This is a genomic window from Nocardiopsis chromatogenes YIM 90109 (genome assembly GCF_000341185.1).
Lineage (GTDB): Bacteria > Actinomycetota > Actinomycetes > Streptosporangiales > Streptosporangiaceae > Nocardiopsis_A > Nocardiopsis_A chromatogenes.
The window spans coordinates 72263-84901 of sequence record NZ_ANBH01000048.1 but is presented as its reverse complement, the minus strand read 5'-3'; the positions used below and the strand labels follow the sequence as shown (position 1 = coordinate 84901).

The following is a 12639-nucleotide window of genomic DNA, read 5'->3' as shown; positions in this document are numbered from 1 at the left end:
CCATGAGAGGCCTGACCTGCCGTCTGCTCCCGGTTTCGGAGGAGCACCTGCCCCGGATCGCCCAATGGCTGACCGGCACGGAATGCGAAACGCTCCTGCGGGGCACGTCCGCCTCGCTGCCCCGGGCCGCGGCCTACGCCGGCCTCGAAGGCGACGGGCGCCGCGCGGCGCTGGTCGCCGACGCCCGCGGGCGGGTCGTGGGCCTGGTGCACTGGTGGCGGCTGGGCGAAGGCGTCTACGAGGTCGGCGGCGCCACCGGCGACGAGCGCCTGTGGCGGACCGGAATCGGGATGGAGGCCGCCGCGCTCCTCGTCGACTACCTCTTCGAAGTCCTGAACTGCCGACGGGTCGAATTCACCACGGGCGCCCACAACACGACGACGATCGATCTGGGATTCGGTGACGACATGTTCTTCGAGGCCATCTGCCGCGATTACTTCGATACCCCGAACGGACCGGTGGCGGCGGTGAAGTCCGCGCTCACCCGGGAGGAGTACTACCGCCCCTACCCCCACTACCAGCCGCGCGTGGGACGCCGCCTGGACGCCGGGCGGCTGGAGGAGCGCAACCGCGCCCTGGCCGAGGGGCTGGACGCCCGCGCCATCGCCGACCGCCTGCTGGCGGAGCGGTGACGGCCGCGGCGGGCGGCGGTGCCCCCCAGTACCGCAACGTGCTGGTCATCGGCGGAACCAGCGGTCTGGGGCGCGCGGTGGCCGGCGTGTTCGCCCCGGTGGCCGAGCGGGTCCACCTCACCTACAACGGCCGCCGCGAGGAGGCCGAGCAGGTCGCCGAGGAGGTCGCCAAGGCCGGCGGCGCCGCCCGCGTGCACCGGCTCGCCCTGCCCGACCCCGACGCCCGCGGCCCGCGCGTGCGCGAACTGCTCATGGCGGCGATGCCCTGCGACGCGGTGGTCAACTGCGCCGTGGCCAACGACGCCGCGGTCACCACCATCGCCAACGCCGACCGGTTCAAGGCGGTCATCGACGCCAACATCTTCGGCGCCTACCAGGTCAACGCGGTGAGCGCGCAGACCCTCGCCGCCTCCGGCGGCGGCACGGTGGTGAACGTGTCCTCGATCCTCACCCGGAAGTACATCACCGGGGCGATCGGCTACATCACCAGCAAGGCCGCGATCGAGGCGATGACGCGCGGCTTCGCCCGCGAATGGGGAAAGCTCGGCCTGCGCTTCACCACCGTGTCCCCGGGGCCGATCAGGGACACCCGGCTGCTGGGCTCCGTGCCCCGCGAGGCGGTCGAGGAGATCATGGGCGGCCCCGACTTCGAGGACCGCCTGCTGCCCCCCGAGCGGGTCGCCGACGTCATCCGGGCCGTCACCGGTCCGGAGTTCGCGGCCGTGAACGGAGAGATCGTCACCGTCGACGAAGGGTTCTCGCTATGACGCAGGAGAAGGGCGCCTACATCTTCCCTTCGCAGGTCTATCTGGACGACGAGCTGCGGCGGCGCTGCCTGGAGTCCGACGAGATGGACCTGCTGCTCGACCTCGCGGGTGACACGCTGGACATGGATCTGCGCGCCGTCCTGCGCGACGGCACCGAGGAGGAGGCCAACGATCCGCGCTTCCGCCGCCCCCTGATCAACATGATGGGCATCGCCGGGTACCGGGCCGAGCAGCGCAGGCGCGGCCTCCGGCCGGTCTGCGTGACCGGCATCAGCCTGGGCTTCCTGAGCGCGGCCGCCGCCGCGGGCTGGGTGTCCCTGGAGGACATGGTGCGCATGTCCAACACCATGGCCGCGATCGAGATGGACGCCTTCGAGGGCACCGGGTACAAGAGCGTCTTCTTCTCCAACTGCGACCACGAGGCGGTGTTCGCCGCGCTCAAGGACCGCGGCCTGGACCACCTGCTCCACATGTCCGTGCTGATGTCCGGCAACCAGTTCATCGCCGCCTGCCACGAGGGGGACCTGCCCGAGCTCAAACCGGCCTTCGCCGAGCTCGGGGCGTTCTTCAAGGTGATCCCCTACAGCTACCCCGGCCACTGCGACCTGATGGGCCAGGTCCAGGAGCGGTTCGCGGCCGAGTGGCGCTTCCGGGACCCGTGCGGGAACCTCGCCATCCCGACCATCAGCATCAACGACGGCCGGCCGCACACCGGTTCCGAGGCGATCTGGAAGCTGGCGATCGAGCAGTACACGACCGTCCTGGACTGGCGGAGGGTCCTGCGCTACCTGGAGGGCCTGGGCCTGGACACCTGCGTGGTCCTGGAGCCCTCGGACTTCGTGCTGAAGTCGATGGCGTTCGACCCCGAGTGCGGCCTGGCCGCCCAGGCGGGCGGGATCGGGAATGGCGCACGGTAGAGCGCTGGTCCTCCCCGGCCTCGTCCCCCTGGCGCCGGGGAACCTGGCCGCGATCCTCGGGGTGGAGGACGCCCACCTGGAGCTGGCCGCCGAGGTGTGCGGGTTCGACCCGGCCCGCGTGCGCGCCGACGACCCGTCCCGCCTGCCGACCACCGTGCACGAGGCCCTTCTGACGGTCGCGGTCGTCCGCCGGATGGAGGAGGAGGGCGGCGGCTGGGACGCCGTCGGCGGGCTGAGCGCCGGGTGCCTTCCCGCGCTGCTGGCCGCCGGGGCCATCGGCGAGCGCACCTGCCTGCGCCTGGCCCACGAGATCAACACCCTGCAGGCCGCGCGCACGGGCCTGCGGCGCACCGGCACCACCGTGGCGGTGCTCGCCCCGTCGGAGGCCGACGCCGTCCACCTGATGCGCCTGCTCGCCGAGGAGGGGCACGACCCGTGGTGGTCGATCGACCTGGGCGGCGGGGTGGTCGGGATCGCCGTCCCGGCGCACGACCCGGAGCCGCTGGCCGAGCGGCTGCGGCGCCTGGGCGTCATGGTGCTGGACACCGCCGACCGGGCGGAGCACTGCCCCTACGCCGCGCCGACCCGCGACGAGTTCGCCGGGATCCTCGCCGACGCGCCGATCGGTCCGGCGCGGGTGCCCGTCGTGTCCCCCCTCACGGGCAAGGCCGTCGACCGCGGCCCCGAGGCGCTGCGCGCCATGCTCGTCGAGCAGTGGTTCGACACGGCCAGCCTGCCGCGCCTGGTCGACGGCCTGCTCGGCGCCGAGGGGGTACACGCGGTGGACCTGGTGTCACCGGCCAGGTCGGTCTATGTCGCGCGGATGCGCGACCTCGTCCGCGGCCGGGGCGGGCACCGGCTCCTCGCCCTGCCGGGCTGACGCCCGGGCCGACCGCGTCCGGCGCCGCACCGCGGGACGCATCCGGATCAAGGACTGGGGACGACAGGAGAGGTTTCATGACGACGAGTGACGAGACGCCCGCGGTGAACGCCTGGAACGAGTGGGACCCCCTGCGCGAGGTGGTGGTGGGGTCGGCCGCCGGGGCCTGCTACGAACCCGTGGAACCGGGCAACCGGCCCAGGGTCCGCGGCTCGGACCGGCCCTTCCCCACCGGCCCCAAGCCCCGGGAGCGCATCGCCCGCGCGGAGGAGGAGCTGGACGGCCTGGCGGCGCTGCTGGAGTCGCGCGGCATCGTGGTGAGGCGGCCCGCCGAGCACGACTTCTCCCGGCCGGTCAGCACCCCCCGCTTCGAGGTGGCCAACCAGTACTGCGCCGTGTGCCCCCGCGACGTGATGGCCACGGTCGGCAACGGGATCATCGAGGCCACCATGTCGCGGCGGGCCCGCTTCTTCGAGTACGAGCCCTACCGGCCGCTGGTCTACGGGTACTGGGAGTCCGACCCCCGGGTGGAGTGGACGGTGGCCCCCAAGCCGACCATGGGCCCGGAGATGTACCGCGAGGAGTTCTGGGAGTGGCCGCTGGAGGAGCGGTACCGGCGCATGCACGAGTCGGAGTTCTGCGTCACCCAGGACCAGGTGGTCTTCGACGCCGCCGACATGAGCCGCCTGGGCCGCGACATCATCGTGCAGGAGTCGATGACGACCAACCGGCCCGGGATCCGCTGGCTGAAGAGGCACCTCGAACCCCGGGGGTTCCGCGTCCACCCCGTCCACTTCCCCCTCGACCACTTCCCCTCGCACATCGACTGCACCTTCGTCCCCCTCGCCCCCGGCCTCGTGCTCACCAACCCGGAGCGGCCGATCCGCGACGGCGAGCGCAGGATGTTCACCGAGAACGGCTGGAAGCTCGTGGAGGCCCCGCAGCCCGTGCTGGCCGACGAGCAGATGCCGGAGTACTGCCAGTCCTCCATCTGGCTGTCGATGAACGTGCTCAGCCTGTCCCCGACGACGGTGGTCTGCGAGGAGCGGGAGCGGCCGCTCCAGGAGCTGCTGAGCGGCATGGGGATGGAGGTCCTGACCGTGCCGTTCCGCAACGTCTTCGAGTACGGGGGGTCGCTGCACTGCGCCACCTGGGACATCCGGCGCGACGGCGGCCCGGAGGACTACTTCCCCGAGCTGGGCGGCCTCCCCGAGCTGGGCGGCCTGCCCGGGCCCGGCGGCGTGCCCGCACCGGCGGGGGCGGGCCGGTGAGCGCCGGGACGGACACCGCACCGGCCACCGTGCACGCGCTGGTCGACCGGAACACACGCGGAGCCCCGGGGCGGTCCCTCGCGCTCGTGCACGGGGACCGGCGGATCACCTACGCCGAGCTCGGCGCCATGTCCGCCCGCGTGGAGGCGGAGCTGGTCCGGCGCCGCGTGGGGACCGGCGCGTTCGTCGGCGTGCGGATGGAGCGCGGGCCGGAGGCCGTCGCCGCGATGCTGGGGATCATGCGCGCGGGCGCGGCCTACGTCCCCATCGACCCGGACGACCCGGACGAGCGGGCCGGGCACGTGATCGGCACCGCCGGGACCGCGCTTCTGGTCACCGGCGCCCCGGGGGCGGCGCCCCCGCCGGAGGCGCCGGGGCCCTTGGGCCGGGTCCCCCGCCTGGCGCTGGGCGAGGGGTGCCGTCCGGCGGACGGGCGGGACGCCCCCGGCGGCTCCCCGGACGGCCGCCCCGGCGCCGCAGGCGGCGGCGACCCCGCGTACGCGATCTTCACCTCCGGGTCCACCGGTGTCCCCAAGGGGGCGGTGATGACCCACGGGGCGATGGTCAACCTGCTGCGGTGGCACGAGCGGGCCAGGCCGGGCGCCAACCGGCTGCGCACCGCCCAGGTGTGCGCGCTGAGCTTCGACTTCTCCGTCCACGAGATCTTCTCCACCCTCGCCTTCGGCGGGACACTCGTGTTCGCCGGCGACGAGGCCCGCCGCAACCCCTTCGCCCTGGCCGCCTTCGCCGAGCGGGAGGGGATCGAACGGTTCTTCCTCCCGGTGACCATGGTGGAGCAGCTCGCGCGGGCGGTCGGCGCCGCGGACGCCGACGGCGGCTCCGGGGCCCAGACGACGCCCGCGCGGCGCCTGCGCGTCCGCGAGGTCGTCACCACCGGGGAGCGGCTGCGCATCACCTCCGACATCCGGGAGATGTTCCGCCTGCTCGGTGCCCGCCTGCACAACCACTACGGCGCGACCGAGTTCCAGGACGCCACCGTTTACACCCTCGACGGCGACCCGGACCGGTGGCCGGACCTGGCACCGATCGGCCGGCCGATCGACGGGGTCGAGGCGCGCATCGCCGACGAGGGGCTGCGCGAGGTCCCCGACGGCGCCGAAGGCGAGCTGGTCATCGGCGGCGCCGGCGTCTCGCCCGGCTACCTCGGCCGCCCCGGGCCCACGGCGCGCGGGTTCGTCACCGACCCGCACGGCGGCGGGCGCCTCTACCGCACGGGGGACCTCGCCCGGCGCGGCCCGGACGGGGACATCGAACTGCTGGGGCGGATCGACGACCAGGTCAAGATCCGGGGGGTCCGGGTCGAGTGCGGTGAGGTCGAGGCCGTCCTGCTGGACCATCCGGCCGTCGCCGAGGCCGCCGTCGTGGCGCACGAGGTGGACGGGTACGACCGGCTCGTCGCGCATGTCGCCCCGCGCCCCGGGGAGGCCGGGCAGGCCGGGGCCGAAGGCCCGGCAGGGGACCGCATCCGGCGCCTGCTGCACGAACGCATCACCGCCGCCCTGCCGCCGGTGATGCGCCCGGAGGCCTACGTGCTCCACGACCGGCTGCCCCGCACCTCCAGCGGGAAGACCGACCGGGGGAGGCTGCAGGCGCCCGACACCTTCGACCGGTTCGCCGACACGCCGGTCGTGCCCGCCCGGACCGCGACCGAGCGGCTGCTCGCCGACGTGTGGCGGACCGTGCTGCGGCTGCCCGACATCTCCGTGCACGACGGCTTCTTCGACCTCGGCGGGACCTCCCTGCTGCTCACCGAGGTGCGGGCGGAGCTGGTCCGGCGCACCGGCCGCGCCATCCCCATGGTCGACCTGGTGCGCTACCGCACGCTCGGGGAGTTCGCCGCGCACCTGGACCGTGCCGACGACCCCGGGGCCGATGCCCCGCCCCGCCGCGACAGGGACCCGGACGACCGGGACGGCGACATCGCCATCATCGGGATGGCCGGACGCTTCCCCGGTGCCGACGGCGTCGAGGCGCTCTGGCGCAACCTGGTCGACGGCGTGGAGTCGGTGGGCCCACTCGGGGACGCCGACCGCGCGCGGCGCGACCCCGCCCTGCGGGACCTCCCGGAGTACGTGCGCATGGGCGCGCCCCTGCCCGGGATCGACGCCTTCGACGCGGGGTTCTTCGGCCTCTCGCCCAGGGAGGCCGAGCTGCTCGACCCGCAGCACCGCCTCTTCCTGGAGTGCGCCTGGGAGGCGCTGGAGGACGCCGGCCGCGCCTCGGCGTCCGACAGCGGCCCCGGCGCGGCGGTCGGCGTCTTCGGCGGGTGCGCCGTGAGCACCTACCTGGTCAACAACGTGCTCCCGCACTTCGGGTACGGCGCGGGCACGGCCTTCACCGAGTCCTCGCTCGAACAGTTCCAGATCAAGCTCGGAAACGACCCGAGCTACCTGGCCACCCGCGTCTCGCACGCCCTCGACCTGCGCGGGCCCAGCGTCACCGTGCAGACGGCGTGCTCGACCTCGCTGGTCGCCGTCCACCTGGCCTGCCGGAGCCTGCGGGACGGCGACAGCCGGACGGCGGTCGCCGGAGGGGTGCGCATCGGCGTCCCCCAGGGGGCGGGGTACCTGCACCAGGAAGGGATGGTGCTCTCTCCGGACGGGCACACCCGGGCCTTCGACGCCGACGCCGGAGGGACGCTCTTCGGCAACGGGTGCGGGGTCGTCGTGCTCAAGCGCCTGCGGGACGCCCAGGCGGACGGCGACCGGATCGTCGCCGTCATCAAGGGCACGGCGGTCAACAACGACGGTGCGGACAAGGCGGGCTTCACCGCGCCCAGCGTGGACCGGCAGGCGGACGTGGTCCGCGCCGCCCAGGAGGCGGCCGGGGTGTCCCCCGAGGAGGTCGGCGTCATCGAGGCGCACGGGAGCGGGACCGCCCTGGGCGATCCCGTCGAGGTGGCCGCCCTGACCCGCGCGTTCGGCGGTGGGGACGGCACCGGCGGCGCCCCGGGGCGCTGCTCCATCGGCTCGGTGAAGACGAACGTCGGCCACCTGGACGAGGCGGCGGGGATCGTGGGCCTGATCAAGGCCGCGCTGTCGGTCCAGCGCGGGGTGAAGCTCCCCAGCCTGCACTTCCGCTCCCCGAATCCGGAGATCGACTTCGCCCGCACGCCGTTCCGCGTGGGGACCGAGGCCGAGCCGTGGCCCGAGGAGGGGGCCGGGCGGACCGCCGGGGTCACCTCGCTGGGGGTCGGCGGGACCAACTGCCACGTCGTCCTCCGGCAGCCCCCTCCGCCGGAGGACGACGGGCACGGCGGGCGCGCCCTGCCCGCTGCCGAGGCCCGGGGCGGGGCCGACGTCCGAGACGGGGCCGGACGGGAGCACGGCGGTGAACACCTGCTGGTCCTCAGCGGTCGCGACCCCGGGGCCCTGGACGAGCTCCGCTCCCGGTACCGGGCCTTCCTCGGCGGCCGGACCGGCTCGGAGTTCGGCGACGCCTGCTTCACCGCCGCCGTGGGCCGCCGCCACTTCCCCCACCGGATGGCCGTGGTCGCCGACTCCGCGGAGCAGGCCCGCGACCGGCTCGGGACGGCGGCCCCGCCCTCCGGCCGGCCGCTCCGGGGGCGGCGGGGCCCCACGGCCTTCCTGATGCCGGGGCAGGGCTCGCAGTACCCGGGGATGGGCCGCGAGCTCTACGAACGGGTGCCCGTCTTCCGCGAGGCGGTCGACCTGTGCGACGAGCTGGTCCGCGACCGCCTCGACCGCCCGCTCACCTCCGTACTCTTCCCCGAAGACGGCGCGCCCTCCCCGATCGGGGAGACCGGATACGCCCAGCCCGCGCTGTTCGCCCTCGAATACGCCCTGGCCCGCGTGTGGACGTCGTGGGGGATCGAGCCCGACATCCTGATGGGGCACAGCCACGGGGAGTACGCGGCCGCCTGCCTGGCCGGGGTGTTCTCCCTGGACGACGCGCTGCTCCTGGTGTGCGAGCGCGGGCGGATGATGCAGGCGCTGCCCGAGACCGGCGCGATGGCGGCGGTGTCGGCGGGTGAGGAGGCCCTCGCCCCGCTGCTGGGCCCGAACTCGGCGGTCGCGGCGGTCAACGGCCCCGCGTCGGCCGTCATCTCCGGGCCGACCGGCGAGATCGAGCGGGCCTGCGCCGAACTGGACGGGCGCGGGATCCGCCACCGCATACTGGACATCTCCTACGCCTCGCACTCGCCGCTGGTGCGCCCCATGCTCGCCGAGTTCGAGAAGGTGGCGCGCTCGGTGAGCTACCACCCGCCGCGGACCGAAGTGGTGTCGACGGCCACGGGGCGGCCGATCGGCGCGCGGATGGCCGACTGGCGCTACTGGGTGGACCAGCTCGCCCTTCCGGTGCGCTTCATGGACGGGTGCGCGTCCCTCGAACGGCTGGGGACCGCGGTGCTGGTCGAGGTCTCGCCGCGCCCCACGCTGCTGCCGGTGGTGGAGGAGCGCGAGGGCTCGGCCGGCATGGTCGCCGTGCCGAGCCTGCATCCCGACCGCCCGTGGGGGCGGATGCTCGAATCCGTCGGCGAGCTGTACACCGGCGGGGCGGAGATCGACTGGGACGCCTTCCACCGCGGCCGGGGCCACCGGCGGACGGCCCTGCCGACCTACCCGTGGCAGCGCGAGCGCCACTGGGTCGACGCACCGGCCGCGCACCCGGGCCGTGCGGAGCCTAGGCAGGACCGGGACGCACCCCTCCTCGGGGACCGGATGGACCTGGCCGGAGACGGCGGGACCCGGTTCGAGGCCGTCGTGGACCCCGCCGCCCCGGCGTGGCTCGCCGACCACCGTGTCTTCGGGTCGGTCGTGATGCCCGGCGTCGCCTACCAGGAGGTCGCCCTGGCGGCGGCGGCGCGGCTGCACGGCGGTGCGGCCCCGGTCGAGCTGCGGGACCTGCACATCCACCGGGCGATGGCCTTCCCCGACGAGCGGAGCGCCCGCCAGGTGCAGACCGCGTTGGGCCCTCCGGACGGCGGCGTGCGGACCTTCGAGGTGTACGCGCGCTCCCTGCCCGCCGAGGAGGGGGGCAAGCACGGCGCGTGGACCCTGCACGCGTCGGGCAGGCTGGCCCCCGCCCCGCCCGGCTCCACCGGCACCGCCCCCCTCGGGACACTGGACGGTGCCCGCTCCGCACTGGCCGGGCACGAGATCGACGTGGCGGAGATCTACCGCCGCGAACGCGAGCGCGAGATCGACCTCGGCCCCGCCTTCCAGGCCACCGAGTACCTGTCGCGCGACGGCCTGGCCGTTCTGTCCAGGGCGGTCCTNGAGGCGGCCCGCCACCGCGTCCACCCCGTCCTGCTGGAGGCCTGCTTCCTGGCGCTCACGGTCGCCTACCCCGAGAGGACGGGCCCACGCACCTATGTCCCCCTCGGCGCGGAGTCGGTGGTCGCCGAACGGCCCGCCGGAACCGAGGTGTGGTGCCATGCCCGGTTGCGCCCGCCCCAGGAGGAGGACCCGCGCACCCTGCGGGCCGACGTGGACCTGTTCACCCCCGACGGGAGCCGGATCCTGTCCATGGCCGGGGTCCTGCTCACCCGGACCGACCGCGCGGCGATGCTGCCGGGGGTCGAGCGCTGGCACCGGTGGCTGTACCGCACCGGCTGGGAGCCGGTCGCCGTCCCGGCCGCGCAGGCACGGGGGCGGTGGCTGGTCGTCTCCCCGGGAACCGGACCGGGGCGGCGGCTGGCCGAGGAGGCCCGGAGCCGGGGGATCCCCTGCGACGTGGCCGACGGCGGCCCGGCCGACGCGTCCGACGCGTCCGGAGCCCTCCCGCTCGACGGCTACGACCTGATCGCCGCCTGCCCCGCCGAACCGCACACCGGCGGCACCGGCGGCACCGGCGGCGACACCGGAGGCACCGCCGACCACGGCCGGGCCGCCGTCGAGGTGAGCGGCCGCCTGCTCGACCTGGTCCAGCGCGCCGGAACCGCGGCGGGCTCGGACGGCGCCGTCCCCCGGTTCTGCCTGGTGACGGTCGGCGCGCAGCCGGTGGCCGACCGGCCGGTCACGGACCCGTCGGCGGCCGCCCTGTGGGGCATGGCGAGGGTCGCCGCCCTGGAACTGCCCGACCTGGCGCTGACCCAGGTGGACCTGGACCCCCGGACCCCGCCCGACCGGCAGGCCCAGACGCTGTTCGACGAACTCGCCGCCCTGTCCGCCGGGGCCGGGCCGCTCCCCCGCGAACAGGTCGGCTACGCCCGCGAGCGGCGCCATGTCGCCCGCGTGCACCCGCGGCGCCCCGCGCCGGGCGCCGCCCCCGCCCCGGTCCGGCCCGACGGCACCTACCTGATCACCGGAGGGACGGGCGGCCTGGGACTGGAGGCGGCGCGGACCCTGCACGCGGCGGGCGCCCGCCACCTCGTCCTGGTCGGCCGCGGCGCACCCGGCGCCGAGGCGGCGCGGGGCATCGCACGGCTCCGGGACGCGGGCGCCCGTGTCCGGACGTTCACCGCCGACGCCGCCGACCTGGAGTCGATGACCGCGGTCTTCGACGCGGTCGGGCGGGAGGCGGAGCTGCCGCCCCTGGCCGCCGTGCTGCACCTGGCCGGAGCGCTCGACGACGGCGCCCTCCTGCTCCAGACCCGCGACCGCGTCCGCCGCGTCATGGCGGCCAAGGCCGTCGGCGCCTGGAACCTGCACCTGCTGACCCGCGGCACGGACCTGGACGCCCTGGTCCTGTACTCCTCCGCGTCCGCGCTCCTGGGGACGCCGGGGCAGGCGGGCTACGCGGCGGGCAACGCGTTCCTCGACGGCCTGGCCTCCTACCGGAACGCGCTGGGCGCGCCGACGGCCGCCGTCCAGTGGGGGTCGTGGGCGGGCACCGGGATGAGCCACCGCGCGGGGCTGGACGAGGACCTGGAGCGCAGCGGTGAGGGCACCATCCCCGTCGAGGAGGGCGGGGCCGCGCTCCTCGGGCTGCTGGCGGAGCGGCCGTTCGCGGATCCGGTCGCCGTCCTGCCGANCGACCACGCCGCCGACACCCTGCCCAGCCTGCTTCCCCTGCTGCCGGACCGGCCCCCTGCGGGCGCCGCGGCCCGTCCGGCGGACTTCCGGGCCGCCCTGGACGCGGCCCGCGGGGAGCAGCGCCGCGCGCTGCTGGTGCAGGAGGTGCGGCGGCAGGTCGGCACCGTGCTCGGCCGCGCGGAGGAGGTGGACGGCGACGGCGACCTGTTCGCCGACGGGCTCGACTCCTTGACGGCCATCCGGCTCCGCCACGGCCTGCAGGAGGCGGCGCGCGTCGGCCTGCCCCAAGCGGTCGTGTTCGAGCACCCCACCGTCGACGCCCTCGCCGACCACCTGCTGCGGGCCGTCGACGGGGCCGGAGAGGCCGGAGAGGAGGGGTCCGCGTGCTGACACCGGACCCGACGGGGCCGCCCCCGACCGGGAGCCGCGGCCCGGGGCCGCCCGTGACCCTGGTGTGCCTGCACCACGCGGGCGGGCACCCCTCGCTGTTCCGGCCGTGGAGCCGGGCCGCCCCCGACGGCGTCGAGGTGGCCCCGGTGGTGCTGCCGACGACCGGGGGGAGGGTGCGCAGGCGCCGCCACCGCACGGCCGACGGGCTCGTCCCCGTCCTCGCCGACCGGCTGGAGCGCGAGGTGGACGACGGCGGATACGTCCTGTTCGGGTACAGCATGGGCGGCCTGCTGGCCTACCTGCTGGCCCGGCGCTTCTGCGAGGGGGGCGGGCCGCGCCCGGCGGCGCTGGCCGTCGCCGCCTTCGGGGCCCCGCACCTGTCCCGTCCCGACCTCGGTTCCACCGGCGACGACCGGGAACTCGCCCGCCGCCTGTACGAGATCGGAGGGATCCCGCAGTGGCTCGTCAGGAACCCGGAGTGGCTGGAGCCCTTCCTGGGGCTGGTGCGCGACGACGCCGACCTGTGCGCCTCCTACCGCCACCGGCCGCAGGAGCGCCCGCTGGGCGTGCCCGTGCACGTCTTCGGCGGCGAGGAGGACCTGCTCTTCCCGCCCGAGGCGGTCCGGGCCTGGACGGAGGTGGCCGAGGAGGTGGAGGTCGTATTCCACCCGGGCGGCCACTTCCTTCTGGCGGAGGATTCCGGCCGCATACGGAACGCCGTTTTCGGCATCGCCGACCGGTGCCGCCAATACGCATAAAGATGTACACCGGCCCGGCCGGATCTCCTCGGATCGCAGGAGTCACCGCCCCCCGGGACCGCGCT

At 75.4% G+C, this 12639-nt stretch carries 7 protein-coding genes; all 7 read left to right on the top strand.

The features are described from left to right. The first annotated feature begins 2 nt into the window (after positions 1–2). The 7 genes from D476_RS0104665 to D476_RS0104635 all read left to right on the top strand — a co-directional run bounded on the left by D476_RS0104665 (position 3) and on the right by D476_RS0104635 (position 12574). Positions 3–632 carry a GNAT family N-acetyltransferase gene (locus D476_RS0104665; RefSeq protein ID WP_017622812.1) on the top strand — a complete coding sequence of 210 codons (630 nt, stop codon included), beginning with the start codon at positions 3–5 and terminating at the stop codon, positions 630–632. Continuing rightward, positions 629–1399 (top strand): SDR family oxidoreductase, encoded by a 771-nt coding sequence (locus D476_RS0104660; protein WP_017622811.1) that lies wholly within the window; start codon positions 629–631, stop codon positions 1397–1399. Before D476_RS0104665 ends, D476_RS0104660 begins: the two co-directional genes overlap by 4 nt. Then, complete coding sequence (locus D476_RS0104655; RefSeq protein ID WP_017622810.1) at positions 1396–2316, top strand: ACP S-malonyltransferase; 921 nt, start codon at positions 1396–1398, stop codon at positions 2314–2316. The genes D476_RS0104660 and D476_RS0104655 overlap by 4 nt, the downstream gene beginning before the upstream one ends. Next, positions 2303–3196, top strand: coding sequence for an ACP S-malonyltransferase (locus tag D476_RS0104650; protein WP_017622809.1), 894 nt, complete (start codon positions 2303–2305; stop codon positions 3194–3196). The genes D476_RS0104655 and D476_RS0104650 overlap by 14 nt, the downstream gene beginning before the upstream one ends. Positions 3197–3273: 77 nt before the next feature. After that, on the top strand, positions 3274–4467 hold the full coding sequence (locus D476_RS0104645) for a hypothetical protein (RefSeq protein WP_017622808.1): 1194 nt from the start codon (positions 3274–3276) through the stop codon (positions 4465–4467). Further along, entirely contained in the window at positions 4464–11816 is a 7353-nt protein-coding gene (locus D476_RS32140) for a type I polyketide synthase (protein ID WP_017622807.1), read from the top strand. Before D476_RS0104645 ends, D476_RS32140 begins: the two co-directional genes overlap by 4 nt. Further along, positions 11810–12574 carry a thioesterase II family protein gene (locus D476_RS0104635; protein WP_017622806.1) on the top strand — a complete coding sequence of 255 codons (765 nt, stop codon included), beginning with the start codon at positions 11810–11812 and terminating at the stop codon, positions 12572–12574. Before D476_RS32140 ends, D476_RS0104635 begins: the two co-directional genes overlap by 7 nt. Positions 12575–12639: the final 65 nt, after the last annotated feature.